The organism is Burkholderia sp. MSMB1078WGS (assembly GCF_001528895.1).
In the GTDB taxonomy this organism is placed as follows: Bacteria; Pseudomonadota; Gammaproteobacteria; order Burkholderiales; family Burkholderiaceae; genus Burkholderia.
Window position 1 is genome coordinate 1 of record NZ_LPDI01000040.1, and the last position, 26,355, is coordinate 26,355.

Below are 26,355 nucleotides of genomic sequence, written 5' to 3' on the forward strand. Positions count from 1 at the left end.
ACCGCCCGGTGCGGACCCGCATGCCGGGTGGTGTGGGAGGGGATCGGTCAGACTCTCTGACCGCCCCTATCCCGATCGCCTGGAATCGGTCCCGTACTGCCTTTTATTCGAATGGCGAGCGCCGTAACAAATTATTACTTTACGGCCATAAATCCGGAACCTATTATGCGCCGGTATTTTCACTTAATTTAATAAATTCCAGATACGAGAATATTCCTTTCCTTTTGGTTAATCGATCCTTTCGATTTTATTCAGTCGACTCGCGTCGCGCTTGATCGCCGTTTCGCGATTAATCGGTATCGCGCCGACCGGGATCGTTCGTCTGTTCGAAGTGAAGGCGCGTTGCCGGGCGGGCTTCGCAGGGCGTCCTTTGGTCGTCGATTTCGTGCGCATGCGAATTTGCGAAATGCATTCGTATTGCTGCAAACCGTTGAATTGCCGTTCGCAATGGAATTGATTCCATTGTGCGGTTGCAAAAAACGTGGGTGGGGTAAATCGTGCCGATCGGTATTCGCCGATCCGGTAAAAAACTCGGAGTGCGTCGCATAACGAATGCATTCCCGGTGCGGAGCGCCGGCGCAAATGATCCTTTGCGGCCGGCGGTATTTATCGTTCTGTTCGAGAGGCAATAATGACGACACGCAAGTCCTTGAAAGACGGTTTCGCGCTATTTGGAACGACCCTGAGCGTACCGCTCGCCGCGGCAGCGGCCGCGGCGCTGCTCGTCACGGGGTGCGGCGGCGACGACGGGCCGAGCCCGAGTGCGGCGGCCGCCACCGCGGCTGCGACGTCCAGCGGCAGCACGTCGGCCAGCACCGACGCAACGGCCGCCGCCGCGGCCGACCAGCCGTACGTCGACACCGACGTGTACGGCACCGGGCCGAACGACGCGGTCACGGATTCGACCGAAGGCGCGGCAGTCGTGCACCGCCAGGTGACGATCGGCGGCAAGACGATCAAGTACACGGCCACCACGGGCCACCTGACGACGATCGATCCGATCACGTCGGCGCCGAACGCGAAGATGTTCTACGTCGCGTACACGCAGGACAATCCGGACCCGTCGAAGCCGCGCCCGGTCACGTTCTTCTACAACGGCGGCCCCGGTTCGTCGTCGGTCTACCTGCTGCTCGGCTCGTACGGGCCGAAGCGCCTGCAGTCGTCGTTCCCGAACTTCACCCCGCCCGCGCCGTACAAGCTGCTCGACAACCCGGACAGCCTGCTCGACCGCACCGACCTCGTGTTCATCAACCCGGTCGGCACCGGTTACTCGACGGCGATCGCGCCGGCGAAGAACAAGGACTTCTGGGGCACCGACCAGGACGCGCGCTCGATCGACCGCTTCATCCAGCGCTACCTGACCAAGTATTCGCGCTGGAATTCGCCGAAGTTCCTGTACGGCGAGTCGTACGGCACCGCGCGCAGCGCGGTCGTGTCGTGGGTGCTGCACGAGGACGGCATCGACCTGAACGGGATCACGCTGCAGTCGTCGATTCTCGACTACGCGAACGCGCTGTCCGCGCCGGGCACGTTCCCGACGCTCGCGGCCGACGCGTTCTACTGGAAGAAGACGACGCTCAACCCGACGCCGACCGATCTCGACGCGTACATGGTTCAGGCCCGCAACTACGCGGACAACACGCTCGCGCCGCTCGCGCAGAAGCCGAACCCGCAGGACGGCGGCTTCGTGAACGTGCGGCTGAACCTGAACCTGCAGACCGCGCAGCAGATGGGCGCGTACATCGGCACGGACCCGACGTCGCTGATCCAGACCTTCGGCAACCCGGCCGCGCTCGGCAACGTGCCGTCGTCGGACGACAACCCGCCGTACACGTTCTTCCTGACGCTCGTGCCGGGCACGCAGATCGGCCAGTACGACGGTCGCGCGAACTTCACGGGCAAGGGCATCGCGCCGTACATCCTGCCGAACTCGGGCAGCAACGATCCGTCGATCACGAACGTCGGCGGCGCATACACGGTGCTGTGGAACAGCTACATCAACACCGACCTCAAGTACACGTCGACGTCGTCGTTCGTGGACCTGAACGACCAGGTCTTCAACAACTGGGACTTCAGCCACACGGACCCGACCGGCGCGAACAAGGGCGGCGGCAATACGCTGTACACGGCCGGCGACCTGGCGTCGACGATGAGCGTGAACCCGGACCTGAAGGTGCTGTCGGCGAACGGCTATTTCGACGCCGTCACGCCGTTCCACCAGACGGAGCTGACGCTCGCGCAGATGCCGCTCGATCCGACGCTCAAGGCGCAGAACCTGACGATCAAGAACTACCCGTCGGGTCACATGATCTACCTGAACGACGCATCGCGGACCGCGTTGAAGGGCGATCTCGCCAACTTCTACGACGGCATCCTCGCGAACCGCACCGCGCTGCAGCGCGTGCTGAAGCTGCAGGCGCGCACGCAGCAGATGAAGCAGCAGAAACTGCAGCAGCAGGGGCAGTAAGCGGCGTGGGGCGGCGCGCGCCGCCCCGGATGGACGACAGCCCGATCGGCGCAGGCCGGTCGGGCTGTTTTTTGTGCAGCGAGCGCTGGGCCGGCGCGTCATGCGCCGGACGGGAAAAGGGTGTAACCGCGGAGGAAAGGGCGGCCTCGCCGCTTACGCCAGCACGAGCCGCACGCCGACCGCGACCAGGGTCGCGGCGAGCAGGTTGCGCAGCAGCCGCTCGGGCGCGCGCGCCGACAGCAGGCTGCCGAGCACGATGCCGGGCAGCGAACCGAGCAGCAGCGACAGCAGCATCGACCAGTCGACCGAGCCGAGCAGCCAGTGGCCCATGCCCGCGACCAGCGTGAGCGGCACCGCATGCGCGATGTCGGAACCGACGATGCGGGTCGTCGCGAGCAGCGGATACAGCAGCAGGAGCACGGTCACGCCGATTGCGCCGGCGCCGACCGACGTCATCGACACGAGCACGCCGAGCACGGCGCCCGTCAGCACGGTCGACCACAGCGTGCGCGCGGGGCTCGGCGCGAGCGGGTTGCGTGCGGCGAATGCCGTGAGCTGCGGGCGGAAGATCAACGCGAGCGACGTGAGCAGCAGCGCAACGCCGAGCACGAGCTGGATCATCCGCGCGGTGCCCGGCGTGTTCATCCCGTGCGTGTGCAGCCACCATAGCGTGAGCGCCGCGGCCGGCACGCTGCCGGCCGCGAGCCGGCCCGTGATGCGCCAGTCGACCGAGCCTTTCAGGCCGTGGACGAGCGTACCGGTGGCCTTGGTCGCGGCCGCGTACAGCAGGTCGGTGCCGACCGCCGTCGCGGGGTGGACGCCGAACAGCAGCACGAGAATCGGCGTCATCAACGAACCGCCGCCGACGCCCGTCAGGCCGACGAGGATGCCGACGAACAGGCCGGACAGGGAGTACAGCAGATCGATATGGGGAAGCGACATCGGAAGCAGGCGGTTATGCGGCGTTCGGCGGCGGCGCGCGGCCGCGGCGCGCGCATCAAAGTCCGCCATTGTCGCAAAAGTGACGCGTCAACGTACGACTGGGTTAAAAATCGGCCGCGAGGGGGCGCGCGGCGACGGCCGGCGGGCGTGAAACGGGCGTTTGAGCAGGGGCTGAGAGGCGTCGTCGGCCTGAAAGGCAGGGCGAACCGGGCGTGTACGCCGCGTCCGGTGCGCACAAAAAAGGGCGCGATGCTGCACGCCCCGACTCGAGGCCGGTTCCCGTCCGGCTGCCGACGGTCAGTGCATCGCGGGTCCTGCGCCTTCGACCGAGCGTTGCGGCCGGATCCGCAGCGCGAAACCGATCAGCGCGGCCACGGTCGCAAACGCCGCGCCGAACGCGAATGCCGCGTGGTAGCCGGCGTTCAGCGCGTCGAGCGGCGCGGCTTGTGCCGCCGCGAGCGCGTCGGTGCGGGCGCCGGCGAGACTCGCGAGGACCGCGAGCCCGAGCGCGCCGCCCATCATGAACGCGGTGTTGACGATGCCCGACGCGAGCCCGGAATCGGCCGGGTCGACGTCGTTCATCGCGGCGAGCAGCACCGGATTGAACGCGACGCCCGCGCCGATGCCGAGCAGCGTCATGCCGGGCAGCACGTGCCACACGAAAGCGCCGTCGACCGGCGCGCGCGAGAACAGCGCGAGGCCGCACGCCGCGATCAGCAGGCCGGCGGCGATCGGGCCGCGGATCCCGAAACGCATCACGATGCGCGCCGACAGCCCGAGCGAGAATGCGGCCATGATCAGGTTCGCCGGCAGGAACGCGAGGCCGACCTGCAGCGGCCCGTAGCCGAGCACGCGCTGCATGTACAGCGCCGACAGGAAGAACCACGCGAACATCGCGGCCGCCCACAGCACGGCAATCGCGTTCGCGAGCGCGACGTTGCGTGCGGCGAACAGCGTGAGCGGCATCAACGGATGCGCGGCGCGCGACTCGATCGCGATGAACAGCACGAGCAGCACGACGGCCGCGCCGATCAGCGCGACGGTCTGCGTCGACAGCCAGCCGGCCTCGTTGCCGCCGACGATGCCGTAGACGGCCAGCATCAGCGACGCGGTCACGGTGATCGCGCCGGCGACGTCGAGCCGTGCGGTGCCCGCCGGCGCACGCGTGCGCGGCAGCAGCGCGACGCACATCGCGTAGACGGCGACGCCGATCGGCAGGTTGACGAGGAAGATCCAGTGCCACGACAGCGAGCTCGTCAGCAGCCCGCCGAGCAGGACGCCGATGCTGCCGCCGCCCGCACACACGAAGCCGTAGACGCCCATCGCGCGTGCGCGTTCGCCGGGTTCCGTGAAGAGGTTCATGATCAGCGACAGCGAGACGGCCGACACGACCGCGCCGCCGAACCCCTGCACCGCGCGCGCGGCGATCAGCATCGCCTGCGATTGCGCGAGGCCGCACGCGAGCGACGCGAGCGTGAACACGACGAGGCCCGCGAGGAACATGCGCCGCTGGCCGTACAGGTCGCCGAGCCGGCCGCCGAGCAGCAGGCAGCCGCCGAACGTCAGCAGGTATGCGTTGACGACCCATACGAGGGCCGTTTCGGTGAAGTGGAGATCGGTGCTGATCGACGGCAGCGCAACGTTTACGATCGTGCTGTCGAGCACGATCATCAGCACGCCGAGACAGAGCACGATCAGCGCGTACCAGCGCTTCTCGCCGTGAATCCCGTGGGTCATGGGCCTGCAGCCTTCCGATAGTTATTTGAAAGGATGCATTGTAGATGCCGGCGGCGCGGGCTTCCTGCCGGTTTGTGGCAGGAGCGTCGCGTAGTGGCGCGCGTGCTGCGGGATGAGCCGTTACGATCGAGCCGGCAGTTCGCAACCGTCGGGGCCGCAGGCGGCTGCGTCGTCGCCGCCGGGTTCGACGATGCCGTCGCGCCACGCCTGATCGAGCGCCCGCGCGAACGCGTCGGCCGGCTGCGCGCCCGACACCGCGTAGCGGCCGCCGAACACGAACAGCGGCACGCCGCGCCCGCCGATTCGTGCGGCGCGCGCGATGTCGGCTTCGACTTCGTCGCGATACGCGTCGCTGCGCAGCACGGCTTCGACGGCCGAGCGCTCGAGCCCGGCTTCGACCGCAAGCTCGGTCAGCACGGCATGATCGAACAGCGAGCCGTGCTCGCAGAAATAGGCGCGGTAGAGCCGCTCGGTCAGCGCGTGTGCGCGGCCCGACGCTTGCGCGAGCTTCACGAGCCGGTGGCCGTCGAGCGTGTCGCCGACGAGCGTGCCGGGCAGGTCGTAGCGCAGCCCGACGCTCGCGGCCGCATCGGTCACCTGGCGCAGCATCTGGTCGACCTGCGCGGGCGCCATCCGGTATTTGTCGGCCAGCATCGCCTCGACCGGCTCGACGGGTTGGCCGGGCATCAGCCGGTACGCGCGCAGCGCGACGTCGACGCGGTCGGCGTGCGCGAACGCGGCCAGCGCCTCGTCGAAGCGACGCTTGCCGATCCAGCACCACGGACAGATCAGGTCGGACCAGATTTCGACGGTCAGGGTCGGGCGGGCAGTCGGGGCGGGAGCGGTCGTCATGGGCGGTCCGGGCGGCAAAAAAATGTAACCGAGACTATATCACTTTATGTTTCGACGCTTCGTCGCTCGCGGAACCGTGTGGCACGGTGCGAAAGGGCGCGCGCCCGCGTGTCGCGAAGCAGGGGCGTGGAACCGCCGGCCCGGTACCGACGCCGGGCTACCGCGATGGTGCCCGCCGCGTCGCGCTCACGCGTCGCTCTGCGTTTCCTTCAGGTGCTTGAGGTGCTTGTAGACCGTCGCGCGCCCCATCCCGAGCACGTTCGCGACGTAGTTCGCCGCGCTCTTGCCACGAAACGCGCCTTCCGCGTACAGCGCCTCGACGAGCTCGCGCCGGTGCTCGCGCGTGAGACCGTTCAGCCCGACCTGCCGCTCGCGCAGCCAGCCGTGCAGGAACGTGTTGATGCGCTCCTGCCAGTCGTCGCGGAACAGCTCGTCGGGCTGCGCGACGACGCCCGCGCCCTTGATGAACAGATCGAGCGTCGCGCGCACTTCGTCGAACACCGCGATGTTGAAGTTGATGCACATCATCCCGGCCGGCCGGCCTTCGTCGTCGAACAGCACGTTGCTGACGCAGCGCATCCGCCGGCCGTCCCAGTTCAGCTTCTCGTACGGGCCGATCACGCGCTCGCGCGCCGAATGATCGATTTCCTCGAGCGCGGAATCGTCGCCGACCTCGCGCTTGGACAGGTTGTTCGCGAGATACAGCACGGTCTGGTCGTGCAGGTCGTGGATCACGACTTCCGCGTACGGGAAGAACAGTGCGGCGATGCCGTCGGCGATCGGCGCATAGCGGGTGAGCAGCAGGTCTTTGACGGGAGATTTCTTCTTGCGCATCGGTGTCGCGATCTCGGGTGGGCGGGAGCCGGGCAGCGTGTCGGGCCGGCGAGCCGGCGCACCGTCGGCCGGCATGCCCGTGCGCCCGCGCGCGGCCGCCGCGGCGGTTGCGCCATTGTATCGGCCCCGCGTGCGCATGCCGTTCATGCGCGCGTCAGATGCGTGTACAGCGCATGCGCGATCGCGATGTCCTCGAGCCCGAGGCCGATCGAGCGGAACAACGCATGACGCGTGCGCGACGGCGCCGCGCAGGTGCCGGCGACGAGCGCGGGCAGGTCGCCGACGATCCGGCCGGCATCCCAGCCGTGCTCGGCCGCCGCGATCTGCATCTCGCCGGCGCTCGCGGGCGTCGTGTGCCGGTAGTCGCAGTAGACGTCCATGTCCGGCAGCCACGCGGGCGGGATTTCGTGTGCGCGCGCGACGTTCGTGCTGATCGACGTGACGAGCGCGGGGCGCGTGAGCATCCCGTCGCCGAGCACGGGCGTGCCTGACGACGTGCACAGCATCACCACGTCCGCGTCGCGCACGCAGGCCTCGACGCTCGCCGCCGCGCGTGCGCGCGGGTCGAGCGCGGCGAGGGCCGCTTGCTGCGCCGCATCGCCGGCCAGCGCGGGCGAATACGCGCGGATCGTGTCCCAATCGCGCAGCGCCGCCGTGTGCCTGAGGTGAGCGAGGCCGACCGCGCCCGTGCCGACGATCGCGAGATGACGCGCGTCGCGCGGCGCGAGGCAGTCGACCGCGAGCGCCGTCGTGCCGGCCGTGCGCTCGACGGTCAAGAGCCCCCCGTCGCACCACATCAGCGGCTGGCCGGTCTGCATCGACATCAGCGCGGTCCATGCGGTGACGATCGGTCTCCCGTCGGGCTTGCCGCCCGTCACGATGTACGGCGACAGCTTCGCGCCGAATACCTGCGCATCGGCGAGCGCGCCGAGATACGTGATGAAGTCGCCGGCCTGATCGGGAAACAGCGTGAGCGTCTGTGGCGGCTGCACTGCGCGCGCCGCGGCGAGCGACGCGAACATGCGGCGCAGCGTGCCGAGCACGTCGAGCGACGGCAGCGCCGCGCGCACTGCGGCTTCGTCGACGATCAGCGGCGGGGTGGGGACGGTTTGCGTCATCGGACATCTCCGGTTCGGGCTGGACAGAAAGTCTCGAAAGACGGCGTCCGGCAGGGTTCGTGATGGACGAAAAGTCTAATATAGACAAACAAAATCGGGAGAATTTTTCTTTTAGAGACGCTGCGTCATTGCTGGATTCATGAAAAACACCATGGAATCAAAGGCGTTGGAAGCAGGCTACGAAATTTCGACGTCGAGAAATTGGCGCGACATTCTCGTATCCCCTATAGTCTATAGTAGACTTTAAGTCTATATTTGGCATGTGGGATCCGACACGTCGCCAGGCGGCTGAGTGCCTCGGATGCCGCGCTGGCGCCCGGTCGAGGGCGTCGCACGACCGATCTCCAGCCTCAATCCAGAACAGAAGGACCGTCATGAACCGGAAACTTTCCCTCTGCGCCGCTGCGGCGCTCGCGTGCGCGGCCGTCACGGCCCATGCGGAACAGACCACGCTGCGCTTCGGGATCGAAGCTGCCTATCCGCCGTTCGAGAGCAAGACGCCGGCCGGTCAGTTGCAGGGTTTCGACGTCGACATCGGCAACGCGGTGTGCGCGAAGCTGAACATGAAATGCGTGTGGGTCGAGAATGCGTTCGACGGGCTGATCCCGGCGCTGCAGGCGCGCAAGTTCGACGCGATCAACTCGGCGATGAACATCACCGCGAAGCGCAAGCAAAGCATCGACTTCACACCGGCGATCTACGTGGTGCCGATCGTGATGGTGGCGAAGCACGGTTCGCCGCTGAAGCCCGACGTCGCGAGCCTGCGCGGCAAGCACGTCGGCGTGCTGCAGGGCTCGTCGCAGGAGGATTTCCTGAAGGCGCACTGGGCCGATGCGGGCGTGGCCGTCGTGTCGTACCCGGATCAGGATCAGATCTACGCCGATCTCGTCGCGGGGCGTCTCGATGCGGCCGTGCAGGAAGCGCAAACCGCGCAGGACGGGTTCCTCGACAAGCCGGCCGGTCGCGACTACCGGATCGTCGGCGAGCCGTTGAAGGATCCGGCGACGCTCGGCGAAGGCACCGGCTTCGGGATGCGCAAGAACGACAAGGCGCTGCAGGCGAAGATCGTCGGCGCGCTCGACGCGCTGAAGCAGGACGGCACGCTGAGCGCGCTGTCGCGGAAGTATTTCAAGCGCGACATCATCGCGAAGTAAGCGCCGCCGCGCGCCGGCCGCGGGGCTGGCGCACGGCGCCTCCCATCTCGACGCAGTGCGGGGAACCATGGATTTCGACGTCATCGTTCTGGGGGCCGGCATCGTCGGCGTGTCGTCGGCGTTGCATCTGCAGGATCGCGGCCTGCGCGTCGCGCTCGTCGACCGGCGCGCGCCCGGCGAGGAAACCAGCCACGGCAATGCGGGGCTGATCGAGCGCTCGTCGGTCGTGCCGTATGCGTTTCCGCGCCGGCTCGGCACGCTGCTGCGCTACGCGCGCAACCGTTCGGTCGATCTCTATTGGGACTACAAGGCGCTGCCCGAGTACGCCGGCTGGCTCGCGCGCTTCTGGCGCGAATCGTCGCCGCAGCGGCTCGCGGCCGCCGCGCGCGACCTGCTGCCGCTCGTCGCGGCGAGCGTCGTCGAGCACGATGCGCTGCTCGCGCGCACCGACGCGCAGCCGCTCGTGCACGACGGCGGATGGATCGAGGCGTTTCGTTCGCCCGCGCTGTTCGACGCGGAAGCGCGCGCCCAGCAGCGCGTGGCCGACGCGCACGGGCTGCGGATGACCGTGCTCGACGCGCGTGCGTTGCGCGCGCGCGAGCCCGGTATCGGCGACGCCTTCTGCGGCGCCTTTCACTGGCAGGACCCGAAGACGGTGTCGAGCCCGGGCGGGCTGACCAAGGCCTATGCGCGGTTGTTCGAGCGCGACGGCGGCACGTTCGTGCGCGGCGACGCGACGACGCTCGCGCAGGTGGATGACGGCTGGCAGGTCGGGTCCGAGCACGGGCCGATCTCGGCGCGCTCGGCCGTGGTCGCGCTCGGGCCGTGGTCGGATCGGGTGTTCGCGCCGCTCGGCTACCGGATTCCGCTGCGCGCGAAGCGCGGCTATCACATGCATTACCTGCCGACCCGCACGCTGCTGAACGTGCCCGTGTGCGATACCGAGGAGGGCTTCGTCGTCGCGCCGATGGAGGGCGGCCGCCTGCGGCTCACGACCGGCGTCGAGATCGCGCCGCGCGACGCGCCGCCGACCGGCGTGCAACTCTCACGCGCCGAGCCGCTGGCGCGCGACGCGTTCGGCATCGGCGAGCGGCTCGATCCGGAGCCCTGGCTCGGGATGCGGCCGTGCACGCCCGACATGCGTCCGGTGATCGGGCCTGCGCCGCGCCACCGCCATTTGTGGTTCGCGTTCGGCCACTGCCATCATGGGCTCACGCTCGGGCCCGCGACCGGCCGTCTGCTCGCCGAAATGATGACGGGCGCGCCGACCTATATCGATCCCCGTCCGTACCGGCCCGCACGCTTCGGTTGAACCCGCGGTGCGCAGATGCGGATTCGGCCACCGGCATGCGCCGGTGGCAACGCGTGTCGTTCACTGTTTTTCATTTTGCCGTCCGGATTGTCGAAATCCACGCAATCGGAAATGATCTGCGTAATCGATAGGAAAGAAAATCGCGCGATAAAAGAAAGTCAGCAAATTCACGATTTATCAATGCATTTTCATATTGCTGAAATGCGTAATGGGCAGCCAGTTCCGACGGTATAGACTCCATCGCGGCCGCGCATTCAGGCGTTACGCGGAATGTACCGGAACACGTTACCGCGGGGCTCGCAAACGTTACGTTACATCCGCGCTCCGGAGGCCTTTTCATCAGACGATTTGGGCTCGACAACCCACCAATTTCACCTGAAATCGATTTAAAAATCGTTATTGCCGATAAGTAGGCAGACGAAACGGCCGGTTTTTGGAGTTGGCACGCTTCGTGCACTCCGTCCCCATGCTTTGTCAACGTAGTGCCAACCGAGATGGGGAAAAACAAAGATGGGACAGAATTTCAAATTGACGGGTGTGGCGCTGTCGGTCGCGACGGTGTTCGGCGTGCTGGCTTCGGGTTCCGCGATGGCGGGGGCCCTCGATGCGCTGTCGATCCCGCAAGTGATCGTCAATCCGCCGACGAACAGCGTGTCGGTCGGGCTGGCCGCGACGGGCACGTCGCCGCTGGGCTCGGTGACCCTGACGGCGGGCGGGTCCGGCGCGATCCAGACGTCGCTGGGGGAGCCGGGGCAAGTGCTGTCGGGCGCCGTGGGGGCGGTGACGGGCGCACTCGGCGGTGGCGGCGGCACGGTGCAGCCGCTCGCGCCGGTACAGGGCGTGGTGAATCAGGTAACGGGCGCGCTCGGTGGCGGCAACCCGGCGGGGGCGTTGACCGGTGCGCTGAATACGGCGACGGGCACGCTGAGCAATACGGCTGGCACGGTGACGGGTGCACTGGGTAATGTCGGTGGCGGCGCGAATCCGCTGGCGCCGGTACAAGGCGTCGTGAATCAAGTGACGGGTGCGTTGAGCGGCGGCAACCCGGCCGGTGCATTGACGGGCGCGCTGAACACGGCGACGGGCACGCTGAGCAATGCGCTCGGTACGGCAACGGGCGCACTAGGCGGGATCGGCGGTGGTTCGAACCCGCTGGCGCCGGTTCAAGGTGTGGTGAATCAGGTAACGGGGGCACTCGGTGGCGGTAACCCGACGGGTGCGCTGACCGGCGCCATCGGCACGGTGACGGGTGCACTGGGCGGGATCGGTGGCGGTGCGAATCCGCTGGCGCCGGTTCAAGGTGTGGTGAATCAGGTAACGGGCGCGCTCGGTGGTGGCAATCCGGCAGGTGCGCTGACCGGCGCCATCGGCACGGTGACGGGTGCGCTGGGCGGGATCGGCGGCGGTGCGAATCCGCTGGCGCCGGTTCAGGGCGTAGTGAATCAAGTGACGGGCGCGTTGAGCGGCGGCAACCCGGCGGGTGCGTTGACCGGTGCGCTGAACACGGCAACCGGCACGCTGAGCAATGCGCTCGGTACGGCAACGGGCGCACTGGGTGGGATCGGCGGCAGCGCGAACCCGCTGGCGCCGGTTCAGGGCGTCGTGAATCAAGTGACGGGTGCGTTGAGCGGCGGCAACCCGGCCGGTGCATTGACGGGCGCGCTGAACACGGCGACGGGCACGCTGAGCAGCGCGCTCGGTACGGCAACGGGCGCACTGGGCGGTATCGGTGGCGGCGCGAACCCGTTGGCGCCGGTGCAAGGTGTGGTGAATCAGGTAACGGGCGCACTCGGTGGCGGTAACCCGACGGGTGCGCTGACTGGCGCAGTGGGCACGGTCACCGGCGCACTGGGCAATCTCGGCGGTGGTTCGAATCCGCTGGCGCCGGTTCAGGGTGTCGTGAACGGGCTCACGGGCACGATCGGCGGTGGCGATCCGGCCGGCGCACTGACCGGTGTCGTTGGCACGGTCACGGGGGCACTGGGCAACCTTGGCAGCGGCTCGAATCCGCTCGCGCCGGTGCAGGGCGTGGTGAACGGTGTTACCGGCGCGCTTGGTGGCGCCAACCCGGCAGGCGCATTGACGGGCGCGCTGGGCACGGTAACGGGCGCCTTGGGCGGCGTTGGCGGTGGCAACCCCGCAGGCGCATTGACCGGCGCACTCGGCACGGTAACGGGCGCCTTGGGCGGCGTTGGCGGTGGCAACCCGGCGGGCGCTCTGACCGGCGCGCTCGGCACGGTAACGGGCGCCTTGGGCGGCGTCGGCGGTGGCAATCCCGCAGGCGCATTGACCGGCGCGCTGGGCACGGTGACGGGCGCACTGGGCGGCATCGGCGGCGGTAACCCCGCAGGCGCTCTGACCGGCGCACTCGGCACGGTAACCGGCGCCCTGGGCAACCTCGGCGGTGGCGCGAATCCGATCACCCCGATCCAGAACGTCGTGAACCAGGTCACGGGCACGCTCGGCAGCGGCAACCCGGCCGGCGCACTGAGCAACGCGGTCAACACGATCACGGGCACGCTCGGCAACGTCGGTGGCGCAGGCGGCCCGCTGGCGCCGGTGCAAGGCGCCGTCACGCAACTCGCCGGTACGCTCGGCAACGGCGATCCCGCCGGTGCGCTGACGAACGCGCTGAACTCGGTGACGGGCGCGCTCAGCGGCGCGAACCCGCTGGCGCCGGTGCAGGGCGTCGTGAACCAGGTCGTCGGCACGCTGTCGGGTGCAGGCGGCGGCAGCCCGATCACGCCGATCACGAACCTCGTCAGCGGTCTGCAGAACGCCCTGCCGGGCGGCAATCCGGCCGGCGCGCTGACCGGCGCACTCGGCTCGGTGACGGGCGCGCTCGGCAATCTCGGCGGGACGAACCCGCTGGCGCCGGTGCAAGGCGTCGTGAACCAGGTGGTCGGTACGCTCGGCGGCAGCAACGCGGCCGGCACGCTGAGCAACGCGGTGGGGACGGCCACGGGCGCGATCGGCAATGCGGTCGGCTCGGTGGCGGGCGCGCTCGGCGCCCTCGGCGGCACGAGCCCGCTGGCGCCGGTGCAGGGTGTCGTGAACCAGGTCGTCGGTACGCTCGGCAGCGGCAATCCGGCCGGCGCCCTGACGGGCGCGTTGAACTCGGTGACGGGCGCTCTCGGCAACCTCGGCGGTTCCAACCCGCTGGCGCCGGTGCAAGGCGTCGTGAACCAGGTGGTCGGCACGCTGTCCGGCGCGGCCGGCAACAGCCCGATCGCGCCGATCACGAACCTCGTGAGCGGCCTGACGGGCGGCAGCAACCCGGCCGGCGCACTGACTGGCGCGCTCGGTTCGGTGACGGGCGCACTCGCGTCCGGTCCGGCTGCGCTCGGCCAGGCGGCCGGCGCGCTGTCGGGTGCGGCCGGTTCGACGGCAGCGGCAGGCGGCAGTCTGCTCGGCTCGGGCGCGAATGCGGCCGGCGGCACGGCGGGCGCGGTGGGGTCGCTGCTAACGACGGGTGCCAACTCGACGGCGACGGTCGTCAATGCGGTCGGCACGTCGGTGGGCACGGTGCTCGGCTCCGCGCCGAGCCTGTCGGTGACGCCGCATTCCGGCAACAGTTCGCCGAACAACCCGCTCGCACCGGTGACGACGCTGCTCCAGTCGCTGACCGGCGCACTGCCGAGGTAACCGGCCGAAACCGCACGACGGCGCCGCATCGGCCGTCGTGCGCAACGGTCGCGCAACGCGGCATGACAGCGATGTCATGCCGCGTTGTCATTTCGGGCTTGCCGTTTTCTTTCTTCGCATCAATGATCGCCGCCGCTCGCCGCGTTGCGGCACGGCGTGCCATGGAATAACCGGCCGTCGCCGTCCGTTTACATACCGAGTTCCGGCACGGCCGGCCGGCGGGATAATGATCGCGACGCAACCGATCGTCCCGTCCGGCGGCAGCCGCCAAGGAGACCGGAATGGAACGCGCCTGCGCGAGCTCGCGATCGACGCATGCGGTGCGCTGGGCGGCCCGACCGACGCATGGAAGGGATGACGCGCGGCGCTCGCAGGGAGCAAGCGATGAAGACGGCGATGATGAAGGGGTTCGGGCTGGCAGCGTTGCTCGCGGGCACGATGCTTGCGCGAGCGGACGGCGACCCGCCCGTGCGCGTGCCGGTCGACGCCGATGGCGTGCAGCGCGTGGCGATCGTCGGCGGCAGCTATTTCTTCCGGCCGGATCACGTGATCGTGCGCGCGCACGTGCCGGTCGAGCTGACCGTGTCGGCCGAGCCCGGTGTGGTGCCGCACAGCTTCGAAATCGACGCGCCGCAGGCCGGCATCGCAGTACGCACCGAGCTCGGCACGACGCCGAGGACGTTTCGTTTCACGCCGCTGCAGCCGGGGCGATTCGCCTACTATTGCACGCACCGGCTGCTGTTTTTCAGAAGCCATCGCGAGCGCGGGATGGAAGGCGTGCTCGATGTCGAGGCGGCGCCGTGATCGCCGCGTTGCTGGCCGCGAGCCTGATAGGAGCGAGCATGACAGCCGATCCCGTGACCGTCGCGCAGGCGCATTTCGACCACGTCCGCTCGTACCGCGCGACGATCCGCTCGTCGGCGCGCGACGGCGAGCACACCGAAATCCGCTACGCATACCTGAAACCGGGCTTCGTCCGGATGGATTTCGTGTCGCCGCATCGCGGCGCGGTGCTCGCGTACGATCCCGGCGACGGCAAGGTGCGGTTGCGCCCGTTCGGCACGCATGCGCCGCCCGCGCTGACGCTGTCGCCGTCCAATCCGCTCGTGCGCGATCGCACCGGCCACCGGGTCGACCGCTCGGACGTCGGCGAACTGCTGCGCAACGTCCATGCGCTGCAGCAGGGCGGCGCGACGGTGACCGAAGGCGAGGAGGCCGTCGGCGGCCGGACCGCGCTGCGCGTGCTGGTCACGGGCGCGCCCGCGCACGCGGTCGACGGCGTGCATCGCTACCGGCTGTGGCTCGACGCCGCGGACGGTTTTCCGCTGAAGGTCGTCAGCTACGCGGACGGCGACGACGTGCCGCTCGAAACCGTGACGCTCGACGATGTGGAGATCGACGTCGCGTTTCCCGAACGTTTCTTCGCGCCCTGACGGCGCCGATCCGCGTTCCTGACGCGCATGCCGGAGGCTGCATGGCGGAGTACCGGTTTTCGACGATCTGGCGGGTGGATGCGCCGCTCGCGGCGGTCTGGGACGCGATCTACCAGGTCGATCGCTGGCCCGACTGGTGGAAGGGCGCCGTGCGCACCGTCGAGCTCGAGCATGGCGACGCACGCGGCGTCGGCGCGCTGCATCGGTACACGTGGAAGGGCGCGCTGCCGTACCGGCTGACCTTCGACATGCGCGTGCGGCGCGTCGAGCGGCCGCATGTGCTCGAAGGCCGTGCGAGCGGCGCGATCGAAGGCGACGGACGCTGGTCGTTCGCCGCCGACGGCGCGCGCACCGTCGTGCGCTACGACTGGCACATTCGCACGCACGGCTGGATGAACTGGCTGGAGCCGCTCGCACGGCCGCTGTTCCGATGGAATCACGACGTCGTGATGCGCGAAGGCGCGAAGGGGCTCGCGCGGCGGCTGGGCGCGGCCGTCGAGACGGACGGCCGGACCTTCCGGCCGCTGTCGGGCGGGGACTGTGCCGATGCGTGAGGCGCGCGACGCTTGCTCCGGCGACGCAGGCGCACGAATTTGGCGCGGCGGATGAAATCGGCGCCCACACGGTTTTTTCGCGGCGATGTCGCCGGTCTCAGGAACTCCGGGCTTACCCGGTGTCCAATCGGGGCTGGATGAGGTTGGTGAATCGCACGGGGCCGTCCATCGGGACGGTTGCCGTATTCAAGTGGCTGTTTTTAAAGGGTTTTTGTTGTGTTTCTGCATTTTTCCCGCCGCCTCGCCGCCCCGAAAATTCCCCCGGTTTCCCTTCTTGAATTTGTCAAAACCCGTCCATATAATTAGCACTCGCTGCACGAGAGTGCTAACAATTCTCTGCCGGGCGATGAGCCGGGCAGTTTCCCTAAGCGTTCTTCAATCTCAGTCAAGAGAGGAGTGAATATGAACCTTCGTCCTTTGCACGATCGCGTGATCGTCAAGCGCCTGGATCAGGAAACCAAGACCGCCTCGGGTATCGTGATCCCCGACGCCGCTGCTGAAAAGCCGGATCAGGGCGAAGTCCTGGCCATCGGCCCGGGCAAGCGCGACGACAAGGGCGCGCCGATCGCGCTCGACGTGAAGGTCGGCGATCGTGTCCTGTTCGGCAAGTACGCAGGCCAGACCGTGAAGGTCGACGGCCAGGAACTGCTGGTCATGCGCGAAGAAGACATCATGGCCGTTGTCAACGCCAAGTAAGCGTCCTCCGACGGTACATATTCCCAAGAATTCAAGGAGTTAAAGATGGCAGCTAAAGACGTCGTATTCGGCGATTCCGCCCGTTCGAAGATGGTCGAAGGCGTGAACATTCTCGCCAACGCAGTCAAGGTCACGCTGGGTCCGAAGGGCCGCAACGTCGTGCTCGAGCGCAGCTTCGGCGGCCCGACGGTCACCAAGGACGGTGTGTCGGTCGCGAAGGAAATCGAGCTGAAGGACAAGCTCCAGAACATGGGCGCGCAAATGGTCAAGGAAGTCGCTTCCAAGACCAGCGACAACGCAGGCGACGGCACGACGACGGCAACCGTCCTCGCGCAATCGATCGTTCGCGAAGGCATGAAGTACGTCGCATCGGGCATGAACCCGATGGACCTGAAGCGCGGCATCGACAAGGCAGTCGCAGCGGCTGTCGAAGAGCTGAAGAAGATCAGCAAGCCGTGCACGACCAACAAGGAAATCGCACAGGTCGGCTCGATCTCGGCGAACAGCGATTCGTCGATCGGCGATCGCATCGCTGAAGCAATGGACAAGGTCGGCAAGGAAGGCGTCATCACCGTCGAAGACGGCAAGTCGCTGGCCGACGAGCTGGACGTCGTCGAAGGCATGCAATTCGACCGCGGCTACCTGTCGCCGTACTTCATCAACAACCCGGACAAGCAAGTCGCCGTCCTCGACAATCCGTTCGTGCTGCTGCACGACAAGAAGGTGTCGAACATCCGTGACCTGCTGCCGGTGCTCGAGCAAGTCGCGAAGGCTGGCCGTCCGCTGCTGATCATCGCTGAAGACGTCGAAGGCGAAGCGCTCGCCACGCTGGTCGTGAACAACATCCGCGGCATCCTGAAGACCGTTGCGGTCAAGGCGCCGGGCTTCGGCGATCGTCGCAAGGCGATGCTGGAAGACATCGCGATCCTGACCGGCGGCCAGGTCATCGCGGAAGAAACCGGCCTGACGCTCGAGAAGGCAACGCTGGCAGAACTGGGCCAGGCGAAGCGCATCGAAGTGGGCAAGGAAAACACGACGATCATCGACGGCGCAGGCGAAGCGGCGAACATCGAAGCACGCGTGAAGCAAGTGCGCGCGCAAATCGAAGAAGCGACGTCGGACTACGACCGTGAAAAGCTGCAAGAGCGCGTGGCCAAGCTGGCAGGCGGCGTTGCAGTGATCAAGGTCGGTGCTGCGACCGAAGTCGAAATGAAGGAAAAGAAGGCACGTGTCGAAGACGCACTGCACGCAACCCGCGCAGCTGTGGAAGAAGGCATCGTGGCAGGCGGCGGCGTCGCGCTGATCCGCGCACGCACCGCGATCGCAGGCCTGACCGGCGCGAACGCCGACCAGAACGCCGGCATCAAGATCGTGCTGCGCGCGATGGAAGAGCCGCTGCGCCAGATCGTCACGAACGGCGGCGAAGAAGCCAGCGTCGTGGTGGCGGCGGTTGCTGCAGGCAAGGGCAACTACGGCTACAACGCAGCAACGGGCGAGTACGTCGACATGGTCGAAGCCGGCGTCGTCGACCCGACCAAGGTCACGCGCACCGCACTGCAGAACGCAGCGTCGGTTGCAGGCCTGCTGCTGACGACGGATGCAGCTGTCGCAGAACTGCCGAAGGAAGACGCACCGATGCCGGGCGGCATGCCGGGCGGCATGGGCGGCATGGGCATGGACATGTAATCGACTTCGGTCGATGGTGTCCGGAACGCGCAGCGATGCGCGTTCCAGCCAAAAGAAAAGACCCGCAGCGATGCGGGTCTTTTTTTATGCGCGCGTAATTTTCGATGCGTGCGCGAGGCGGCCGGATCTGTCACGCACCAAGCGCCGCGCGGCGTGCGGCGGCGGGACCTGCCTGCCGCGTCGCGACTCAATGCCGGTGCGACGTCCTCGGCGCCGGGTCGGCCTTCACGGCCGGCGGTGTGTCCGAATCGTCGTTGCTGCGCGCCCAGAAGAACCGGTCGGGCAGGTATGCGCCCATACCGGGCCGGAACGCGTCGCGCACGGCCTGGTACAGGTATTCCTGCGCCTCGCGCACGGCCTCCGGCGGCTCCTGCCCGTTCGCGAGCAGCGCCGCGATAGCTGCGCCGAGCGTATCGGTGATGCCCATCAGCCGGTGCGGCGAGCGATCCCACATGTCTTCGCGAAGCTGGCCTTCTTCACCGTACAGCGTATTGACGAGCCGGTGCGAGCCCGTTTCCGACGACAGGATGTATTCGCAACCTTGCGACAGCAGGTGCGACACGGCCGCATCGAGGTTCGGCGCCTCGGCATCGCCGTCCGGCTGCGCGAGCGCGATCAGCGTCGCGTGGTCAGCGACGAGCAAGGTGGTTTGCGGCGCCAGCAGGTCGGCGATCGATTCGCGCAGGTCGTCGGCGGCGAGCACGTGTTCGTCGTCGAGCGTGAAGTCCGGCGCGAGCACGAGCGGCACGCCGTCGTAGTCTGCGACGACTTCGGCGATCGCGCTCACGACTTCCGCGCGCGTCGCCGCGCCGATCTTGAACGCGGCAACCGGCATGTCTTCGAGCAGCATGCGCGCCTGCGCGGCGACGACGTCGGGGTCGAGGCCCGTGACTTCATCGCAGGCGGCCGAGTCGCGCACGGTATAGCCGGTCAGGACGGACACGCCGTGACAGCCCATGCTCGCCAGGGTCATCAGATCGGCTTGGAGGCCGGAGCCGCCGGTGGGATCGGACAGGCCGAAGGTGAGGACGATCGGAGGGGCGTTGCTGGACATGTAAAAATGGGGCAAGAGAAAAACGGAAAAGCGACGGAGATGCGGACCGCGAGGCGAGAGGGGCGTTTTCGGCCCTGTGTTGCCCGGCAGGCCGCACTTTCAGCCATTATGCGGTGGAATCCGGCCGGTACGACGGATTTTTTAGCGCAGCGCAACGTAGTCGCCGTCCTCCAGCGCGATTGCTAGGCAGTCCGGCCCCGACACGGTACCATCATGGCTCCCGAATTTACCGACTTTCCCCGACGCGGCTTAAGATGGAATACAAGAGCTGGATGTGCCTGATTTGTGGCTGGATTTACGACGAAGAAGCCGGGCTGCCGGAAGAGGGCATTGCCCCGGGCACGCGCTGGGAAGACGTCCCGATCAACTGGACGTGTCCCGAATGCGGCGCCCGCAAGGAAGACTTCGAGATGGTCCAGATCTGATCGGACCGCTGGCCCACGCACACTCCGCTCAGGCCTCGCACGGATTCGGCGCTCGCGTGCCGCGATTCGCGCGAGCGACTCGACGATGACAGGCGCGCGTGTCCATGACGTCCGATCCGGCGAACGTTCCCCACCCTGACGCATTGCCCAACCCGCGTGGCGGAGCCGTGCGCGCGGCCGAAGCATGGCTGGCGGCGGCCGCCGACGCATTCGAGCGGCGCGACGACGCCGCGGCGCCGCTTGCCGCGGCTGCGGCCGTGCTGGCGGAAGCCGGCTGGCTGCCGGCCGCGCGTTTCGCCGGGCAACTGTCGGCCGCCGTGCCGCTCGTCGGCACCGAGCCGACTTCGGCCGGCTGGCGGGCCGCGCTGCACGATTTTCGTGCGGCCGTCGGGCGCCACAACCTGCGCGAGCTCGCGTGCTCGCCCGTTCTCTTCGAGCATTTCCGTGCGTTGCGTGCGCAAAGCGCCGCCGACCTGCGCGCGAGCGCGCCGCTCGATGCGCTCGCGCTGGTCGGCCGCGCGGTGCCGCCTGCCACGCTGCGCGCGCTGCCCGATGCATTCGCGGCCCGGCTTCGCGCCCGCTATGAGCAGGCGCTGCTGGGCGTGCTGCGTGCCGAACACGGCGCGCCGGGGGCCGCGCTCGACGAACTCGACGCGATGCTGGCCGCGCTCGCCGATGACGCACCGTACGATTTCTGGCGGCTCGCGGCCGCGTGCGTGCGCGCGCTGCGCGCAAGCGGCGCGCCCGAGCTGAAGCGCTTTCTCGCGCGAACCAACCTGCTGCTCGGCGAACACGCACAGGGCCGGCGCGGCGCACCGCCCGAACTGGTGCGCGAGACGGTGGCGCTGCTATGGCGCGATTTCGCGCTGTTCGGCGCCGCGGCCGAGGACGTCGCGCTCGTCGACGTGCTGCACGACTACGGGTTGACGGTCGACTGGCACGTCGCCGGCACGCCCGCATCCGAAGCATTGTGGGAGGCCGATGCGGCGCGGGCCGAGCACGATGCGGTCGCCGCCGCGCCCACTCGCGCGCTCGGCGTCGTGACCGTCAACGCGCACGCCTACGAGGATTTCCTGCAGACCGCCGATGCGTCGATGGCCGACCTGGCGGCCGATCCGGCCACCGCCGACGCGGGCGCCGCGTGGCACGCGTCCGGCGCGGCCTATCGGGTCGGCACGGCCGCATGCGCGCTGGGGCTCGGCCACGCGGCGCTGCTGGCCGACACGCTTGGCCTGGCGTGGCGCCGTGCGGCGCATGGCGTGCCGCTCGCCGACGGCGGCCTCGATGCGCACCGCCACGCGTCCGACATGCTGCGTGCGGCGCTCCTGAAGATCGCGGCCGGCGTCGCGCCGCCGGATCTCACGGCGGCGTCCGAAGCGCTCGGCGCCGCGCTCGGCCGGACCTGACGAACAAGGGGACGGACACACGGCGGCGGCCCTTGTCGCATGGGCCTGCAACACGCTGCCGACAGCGCCCGCGCGCGTGTTAGAGTGCCGTGTGATCCGCGCGCGCCGTTGCCAGCGCGGCGCGGCGTTGCTTGTTGATCGCGGCCCGGTCAGGTCGCGGCGTCTTTGCTAAAATTCAAACCATGTCAAAGCCTTCCGATCGCATCAATCTCACCAACCAGTTCCTGATCGCCATGCCCAACATGGCCGATCCGACGTTCTCGGGGACGGTGGTCTATCTTTGCGATCACAGCGAGCGCGGTGCGCTCGGCCTCGTCATCAATCGTCCTACCGACATCGACCTCGAATCGCTGTTCAACCGCATTGACCTGAAGCTCGACATCGAGCCGCTGCTGCACATTCCCGTGTACTTCGGCGGCCCGGTCCAGACCGAGCGCGGCTTCGTGCTGCACGAGCCGGTCGAGGGCGCGAGCTACAACTCGTCGATGTCCGTCGACGGCGGGCTCGAGATGACGACGTCGAAGGACGTGCTCGAGGCGGTCGCGACGGGCACCGGCCCGAAACGCTTCCTGCTGACGCTCGGTCATGCAGGCTGGGGTGCCGGGCAGCTCGAGGAAGAAATTTCCCGCAACGGCTGGCTGACGGTCGCCGCCGACCCGCGCATCGTGTTCGATACGCCGGCCGAAGAGCGCTTCGAAGCCGCCCTCGGCCTGCTCGGCGTCAGCTCGTCGATGCTGTCCGGCGAGGCAGGGCACGCATGAGCGGCGCGAGCGCGCGCGATGCGACGCTCCTGGCGTTCGACTACGGCGAGAAACGGATCGGCGTCGCGATCGGCAACGGGCTGACGCGCTCCGCCCGTGCGCTCGTCGTGATCCAGAACCTGAACCGCGAACACCGCTTCAAGGCGGTTGGCGACCTGCTGGCCGAATGGCGGCCGGATGCGCTCGTCGTGGGCTTGCCGATGCATCCGGACGGCACGCCGCACGACATGACGCAGCAGGCGAAGCGCTTCGGCAACCAGTTGAACGGCCGCTTCGGGCTACCCGTCACGTGGATCGACGAGCGCTATTCGTCGGTCGAGGCCGAGGCCGGGCTGCGCGAGCGCGACGTGCGCGGTCGCGCACGCACCGACATGCTCGATGCCGAAGCCGCGCGCGTCATCCTTCAACAGTATTTCGATCAATTGTCCGACCATGAGCACCATTGACGCCGAGGCGCTTTACCGCGTCCTGCTCGACCAGATCCGCGCCGCGTACGGCACGGCGTTCGCCGAACCGGGCGGCCCGCGGCTCGCCGGCATTCATAGCGGCGGCGCGTGGCTCGCCGAGCGCCTCGCGCGCGATCTCGGCGCACCGGCGTTCGGCGTCGTCAACGTCGCGCTGCACCGCGACGACTACGCGAAGAAGGGGCTGCACAGCCAGGCCAGCCCGACATCGCTGCCGTTCGACGTCGACGGCGCGCGCATCGTGCTCGTCGACGACGTGCTGTACACCGGGCGCACCGTGCGCGCGGCGCTCAACGAGCTGTTCGACTACGGCCGTCCGGCCGCGGTCGAGCTCGCGGTGCTCGCCGATCGCGGCGGCCGCGAGTTGCCGGTCGCCGCGCGCTTCGCAGGCGGCACGCTCGACGTGCCGGCCGACGCGACGCTCGTGCTCGCGCGCGACGATACGCGGTTCACGCTGCACGCCGAGTCGCACGGCACCTGAACGACACGCGAACCGTATCCCGGGCCGCTGGTTTGCACCGCGGCCCGTTTGCATAGTTGGAATCACGCACACCATGACCACCGACACCACTGGCCGCACCGGCAATCCCGCGGCGGCCGCGAGCCCCGACCGGTTTCGCTACGGGTTCCTGAAGGGCAACCCGCAGCTCACGAAAAACGGCGAGCTGAAGCACCTGCTGTCGATCGAGGGCCTGCCGCGCTCGATCGTCAATCACATCCTCGATACGGCCGAGCAGTTCGTCAGCGTGACGGACCGCGAAGTGAAGAAGGTGCCGCTCCTGCGCGGCAAGTCCGTGTTCAACCTGTTCTTCGAGAACTCGACGCGCACGCGCACGACCTTCGAGATCGCCGCGACGCGCCTGTCGGCCGACGTGCTGAATCTGAACATCAATGCGTCGTCGACCAGCAAGGGCGAATCGCTGCTCGACACGATCAACAACCTGTCGGCGATGCATGCCGACCTGTTCGTCGTGCGCCACGCGTCGAGCGGCGCGCCGTACCTGATCGCCGAGCACTGCGCGCCGCACGTGCACGTGATCAACGCCGGCGACGGCCGCCACGCGCACCCGACGCAGGGCCTGCTCGACATGTACACGATCCGTCACTACAAGCGCGACTTCACGAAGCTGCGCGTGGCGATCGTCGGCGACATCCTGCATTCGCGCGTCGCGCGCTCCGACATCCATGCGCTCACCACGCTCGGCGTGCCGGAAGTGCGCGCGATCGGCCCGCGCACGCTGCTGCCGGGCGGGCTCGAGCAGATGGGCGTGAAGGTGTTCCACAACCTCGACGAAGGCCTGAAGGGCGTCGACGTGATCATCATGCTGCGCCTGCAGAACGAACGGATGAGCGGTGCGCTGCTGCCGTCCGCGCAGGAGTACTTCAAGACGTGGGGCCTGACGCCCGAGCGCCTCGCGCTCGCCGCGCCCGATGCGATCGTGATGCACCCGGGCCCGATGAACCGCGGCGTCGAGATCGATTCGCAGGTCGCCGACGGTCCGCAGTCGGTGATCCTCAACCAGGTCACGTTCGGCATCGCCGTGCGGATGGCGGTGATGGGCATCGTCGCCGGCAACAGCGACTGAGCGCGCTTTCGCGCATCCCGATCCAGGCATTCAACGCAATCAACGCATTCACAGACAGCGCATGAAGATTCATATCAAAGGCGGCACGCTGATCGACCCCGTCGCCGGCACCGAAGGGCAGGCCGACGTATTCGTCGCGGACGGCAAGATCGCCGCGCTAGGCAGCGCGCCGGCCGGTTTCAACGCGGACAGGACGATCGACGCATCGGGCCTGATCGTCGCGCCCGGCCTCGTCGACCTGTGCGCGCGGCTGCGCGAGCCCGGCTACGAGCACAAGGCGACACTCGCGTCCGAGATGGCCGCGGCCGTCGCGGGCGGCGTCACGACGCTCGTGTGCCCGCCGGACACCGACCCCGTGCTCGACGAGCCGGGCCTCGTCGAAATGCTCAAGTTCCGCGCGCGCAACCTGCGGCAGGCGAACGTGCATCCGCTCGGCGCGCTGACGGTCGGCCTCAAGGGCGAAGTCATCACCGAGATGGTCGCGCTGACGGAATCCGGCTGCGTCGGCTTCACGCACGCCAACGTGCCGGTGCGCGACACGCAGGTGCTGCTTCGCGCACTGCAATACGCGAGCACCTACGGCTACACGACGTGGCTGCGTCCGCTCGACGCGTTCATCGGCCGCGGCGGCGTGGCCGCGAGCGGTGCGCTCGCGTCGCGGCTCGGGCTCTCCGGCGTGCCGGTCGCGGCCGAGACGATCGCACTGCACACCATTTTCGAACTGATGCGCGTGACGGGCGCGCGCGTGCACCTCGCGCGGCTGTCGTCGGCGGCCGGCCTCGCGCTCGTGCGTGCGGCGAAGGCGGAAGGACTGCCCGTGACCTGCGACGTCGGCGCGAACCACGTCCACCTGATCGACGTCGACATCGGTTACTTCGATTCGCAGTTCCGGCTCGACCCGCCGCTGCGCAGCGAGCGCGACCGCGAAGCGATCCGCGTGGCGCTCGCCGACGGCACGATCGACGCGATCTGCTCGGACCACACGCCGGTCGACGACGACGAGAAGCTGCTGCCGTTCGGCGAAGCGACGCCGGGCGCGACGGGGCTCGAGCTGCTGCTGTCGCTGACGCTGAAGTGGGCGGACGAGACGCGCACGCCGCTCGCGCAGGCGCTGCGCCGCATCACCTCCGCGCCGGCCGACGTGCTGCAACTGCCGGCGGGCCGCCTCGCGGAAGGCGGCGCGGCCGACCTGTGCGTGTTCGACCCGCGCGCGCACTGGCGCGTCGAGCCGCGTGCGCTGAAGAGCCAGGGCCACAACTCGCCGTTCCTCGGCTACGAACTGCCGGCCACCGTGCGCACGACGCTCGTCGCCGGGCAGATCGCGTTCGAGCGCCACTGAACCCCGTCGGACCTTCGCCATGACCGCCATTCGCAAGCTGCGTCTCGTCTTTCACCTGTTGCGCGGCATGGCGATCGTCGCGCTGCGTTTTTCGCACGTCACGCCCGCGCGCCGCGCCGAGCTGATACGCCGCTGGTCGCTCAAGATGCTGCGGATCTGCGGGATGCGCCTCGTCGTCCACAACGACGGCGCGCGGCTCGACGCGAGCGCGCTCGTCGTGGGCAATCACGTCTCGTGGCTCGACATCTATGCGGTCAACGCGTGGCGGCCGACGCCGTTCGTGTCGAAGGCCGAGGTGCGACAGTGGCCGGTCGTCGGCTGGCTCGCCGAGAAGCTCGACACCGTGTTCCTGCAGCGCGAGAAGCGTACCGAGGCGATGCGGATCATGCACGAGATGGCCGAGCGCCTGCGCAACGGCGGCGTAATGTGCGTCTTTCCGGAAGGGACGACCTCCGACGGCCAGGATCTGCTGCCGTTCCATGCGAACCTGTTCCAGGCCGCGGTATCGGCCGGCTGCGCGGTGCAGCCGATCTGCCTGATGTATGAGGACGCACACGGGCGGCAGTCGGTCGCGCCGGCGTACACGGGCGACCTGTCGCTCGGCAAGTCGCTCGACATGGTGCTGCGTGGCGGCCCGCTCGTCGCGCACCTGTACGTGTGCGAACCGATCGCGCCGGGCGGCGACCGCCGGGCGACGTCCGCGGCGGCGCGCGACGCGATCGCCGCCGCACTGGCGACGCTGCAGGAGAAGGTCGGCAAGCCGACGGCCGAGTCGCTTGCCGAACTGCAGAAGCATGCATATCCGGCGACCGAGCTCGGCGCCGATGCTGCGGGCGATGCGACGACCGACGCGCCCGTGCCGGGGCGTGAGGGCTGACGCGCCACCGGGG

At 68.3% G+C, this 26,355-nt stretch carries 24 protein-coding genes; 18 read left to right on the forward strand and 6 right to left on the reverse strand.

What is annotated here, in order from left to right:
• Together WT24_RS35090 and WT24_RS10625 are read left to right on the forward strand one after the other, a co-directional pair.
• On the forward strand, positions 1 to 275 hold a 275-nt coding region (locus WT24_RS35090), incomplete at its 5' end, for a hypothetical protein (RefSeq protein ID WP_218921567.1).
• A 356-nt stretch (positions 276 to 631) separates the two neighbouring features.
• Positions 632 to 2,467, forward strand: coding sequence for a S10 family peptidase (locus tag WT24_RS10625; RefSeq protein ID WP_059501102.1), 1,836 nt, complete (start codon positions 632 to 634; stop codon positions 2,465 to 2,467).
• A 153-nt stretch (positions 2,468 to 2,620) separates the two neighbouring features.
• On the opposite strand, the gene WT24_RS10630 is transcribed toward WT24_RS10625, so the two are convergent.
• The 5 genes from WT24_RS10630 to WT24_RS10650 all read right to left on the reverse strand — a co-directional run bounded on the left by WT24_RS10630 (position 2,621) and on the right by WT24_RS10650 (position 7,950).
• On the reverse strand, positions 2,621 to 3,409 hold the full coding sequence (locus WT24_RS10630; protein ID WP_060033675.1) for a sulfite exporter TauE/SafE family protein: 789 nt from the start codon (positions 3,407 to 3,409) through the stop codon (positions 2,621 to 2,623).
• Between the two features lie 297 nt (positions 3,410 to 3,706).
• Positions 3,707 to 5,146, reverse strand: coding sequence for a DHA2 family efflux MFS transporter permease subunit (locus WT24_RS10635; RefSeq protein ID WP_060033367.1), 1,440 nt, complete (start codon positions 5,144 to 5,146; stop codon positions 3,707 to 3,709).
• A gap of 120 nt (positions 5,147 to 5,266) precedes the next feature.
• Positions 5,267 to 5,998 carry a DsbA family oxidoreductase gene (locus tag WT24_RS10640; protein WP_060033370.1) on the reverse strand — a complete coding sequence of 244 codons (732 nt, stop codon included), beginning with the start codon at positions 5,996 to 5,998 and terminating at the stop codon, positions 5,267 to 5,269.
• Between the two features lie 186 nt (positions 5,999 to 6,184).
• Positions 6,185 to 6,979, reverse strand: a complete 795-nt coding sequence (locus WT24_RS10645) for a transcriptional regulator (protein WP_060033373.1) — start codon at positions 6,977 to 6,979, stop codon at positions 6,185 to 6,187.
• Positions 6,976 to 7,950: an ornithine cyclodeaminase family protein gene (locus tag WT24_RS10650; protein ID WP_060033376.1), complete on the reverse strand. Its 975-nt coding sequence runs from the start codon at positions 7,948 to 7,950 to the stop codon at positions 6,976 to 6,978. Before WT24_RS10650 ends, WT24_RS10645 begins: the two co-directional genes overlap by 4 nt.
• A gap of 374 nt (positions 7,951 to 8,324) precedes the next feature.
• Here WT24_RS10650 and WT24_RS10655 point away from each other — a divergent pair, with 374 nt between their 5' ends.
• The 8 genes from WT24_RS10655 to groL all read left to right on the forward strand — a co-directional run bounded on the left by WT24_RS10655 (position 8,325) and on the right by groL (position 18,430).
• Positions 8,325 to 9,104, forward strand: coding sequence for an ABC transporter substrate-binding protein (locus WT24_RS10655; RefSeq protein WP_060033379.1), 780 nt, complete (start codon positions 8,325 to 8,327; stop codon positions 9,102 to 9,104).
• Positions 9,105 to 9,171: 67 nt separating this feature from the next.
• The gene (locus WT24_RS10660; protein WP_059791688.1) at positions 9,172 to 10,416 is read left to right on the forward strand and encodes an FAD-binding oxidoreductase; all 1,245 of its coding nucleotides are present in this window, start codon (positions 9,172 to 9,174) and stop codon (positions 10,414 to 10,416) included.
• A gap of 510 nt (positions 10,417 to 10,926) precedes the next feature.
• Positions 10,927 to 14,061, forward strand: coding sequence for a hypothetical protein (locus WT24_RS10665; RefSeq protein ID WP_060033382.1), 3,135 nt, complete (start codon positions 10,927 to 10,929; stop codon positions 14,059 to 14,061).
• A 384-nt stretch (positions 14,062 to 14,445) separates the two neighbouring features.
• The gene (locus WT24_RS10670) at positions 14,446 to 14,865 is read left to right on the forward strand and encodes a hypothetical protein (protein ID WP_059500001.1); all 420 of its coding nucleotides are present in this window, start codon (positions 14,446 to 14,448) and stop codon (positions 14,863 to 14,865) included.
• Positions 14,862 to 15,494: a hypothetical protein gene (locus WT24_RS10675; protein WP_059499820.1), complete on the forward strand. Its 633-nt coding sequence runs from the start codon at positions 14,862 to 14,864 to the stop codon at positions 15,492 to 15,494. The genes WT24_RS10670 and WT24_RS10675 overlap by 4 nt, the downstream gene beginning before the upstream one ends.
• Positions 15,495 to 15,535: 41 nt before the next feature.
• Entirely contained in the window at positions 15,536 to 16,048 is a 513-nt protein-coding gene (locus WT24_RS10680; RefSeq protein ID WP_059791684.1) for an SRPBCC family protein, read from the forward strand.
• Positions 16,049 to 16,450: 402 nt separating this feature from the next.
• Positions 16,451 to 16,744: a co-chaperone GroES gene (groES, locus tag WT24_RS10685; protein ID WP_004186661.1), complete on the forward strand. Its 294-nt coding sequence runs from the start codon at positions 16,451 to 16,453 to the stop codon at positions 16,742 to 16,744.
• A gap of 45 nt (positions 16,745 to 16,789) precedes the next feature.
• Positions 16,790 to 18,430: a chaperonin GroEL gene (groL, locus tag WT24_RS10690; RefSeq protein WP_059499822.1), complete on the forward strand. Its 1,641-nt coding sequence runs from the start codon at positions 16,790 to 16,792 to the stop codon at positions 18,428 to 18,430.
• A gap of 187 nt (positions 18,431 to 18,617) precedes the next feature.
• Here groL and WT24_RS10695 read toward each other — a convergent pair whose 3' ends face one another.
• Positions 18,618 to 19,484, reverse strand: a complete 867-nt coding sequence (locus tag WT24_RS10695; protein WP_012492910.1) for a hydroxymethylpyrimidine/phosphomethylpyrimidine kinase — start codon at positions 19,482 to 19,484, stop codon at positions 18,618 to 18,620.
• A 254-nt stretch (positions 19,485 to 19,738) separates the two neighbouring features.
• On the opposite strand from WT24_RS10695, the gene WT24_RS10700 reads away from it, so the two are divergent.
• From WT24_RS10700 to WT24_RS10735, 8 genes are all read left to right on the forward strand, one after another.
• Entirely contained in the window at positions 19,739 to 19,909 is a 171-nt protein-coding gene (locus WT24_RS10700; protein ID WP_004186709.1) for a rubredoxin, read from the forward strand.
• Between the two features lie 104 nt (positions 19,910 to 20,013).
• On the forward strand, positions 20,014 to 21,315 hold the full coding sequence (locus tag WT24_RS10705; protein WP_059499823.1) for a hypothetical protein: 1,302 nt from the start codon (positions 20,014 to 20,016) through the stop codon (positions 21,313 to 21,315).
• Positions 21,316 to 21,497: 182 nt separating this feature from the next.
• Positions 21,498 to 22,076 carry a YqgE/AlgH family protein gene (locus WT24_RS10710; protein WP_006491354.1) on the forward strand — a complete coding sequence of 193 codons (579 nt, stop codon included), beginning with the start codon at positions 21,498 to 21,500 and terminating at the stop codon, positions 22,074 to 22,076.
• Positions 22,073 to 22,522: a Holliday junction resolvase RuvX gene (gene ruvX / locus WT24_RS10715; protein ID WP_059499824.1), complete on the forward strand. Its 450-nt coding sequence runs from the start codon at positions 22,073 to 22,075 to the stop codon at positions 22,520 to 22,522. The genes WT24_RS10710 and ruvX overlap by 4 nt, the downstream gene beginning before the upstream one ends.
• Positions 22,509 to 23,021: a bifunctional pyr operon transcriptional regulator/uracil phosphoribosyltransferase PyrR gene (gene pyrR / locus WT24_RS10720; protein WP_060033385.1), complete on the forward strand. Its 513-nt coding sequence runs from the start codon at positions 22,509 to 22,511 to the stop codon at positions 23,019 to 23,021. Before ruvX ends, pyrR begins: the two co-directional genes overlap by 14 nt.
• A 73-nt stretch (positions 23,022 to 23,094) precedes the next feature.
• Positions 23,095 to 24,126, forward strand: a complete 1,032-nt coding sequence (locus WT24_RS10725) for an aspartate carbamoyltransferase catalytic subunit (protein WP_006476735.1) — start codon at positions 23,095 to 23,097, stop codon at positions 24,124 to 24,126.
• 61 nt (positions 24,127 to 24,187) lie between these two features.
• Positions 24,188 to 25,465, forward strand: coding sequence for a dihydroorotase (locus tag WT24_RS10730; RefSeq protein WP_060033388.1), 1,278 nt, complete (start codon positions 24,188 to 24,190; stop codon positions 25,463 to 25,465).
• Positions 25,466 to 25,484: 19 nt separating this feature from the next.
• A complete protein-coding gene (locus tag WT24_RS10735) occupies positions 25,485 to 26,342 on the forward strand; it encodes a 1-acyl-sn-glycerol-3-phosphate acyltransferase (protein WP_060033391.1) in 858 nt (285 codons plus the stop codon).
• Positions 26,343 to 26,355 lie beyond the last annotated feature (13 nt).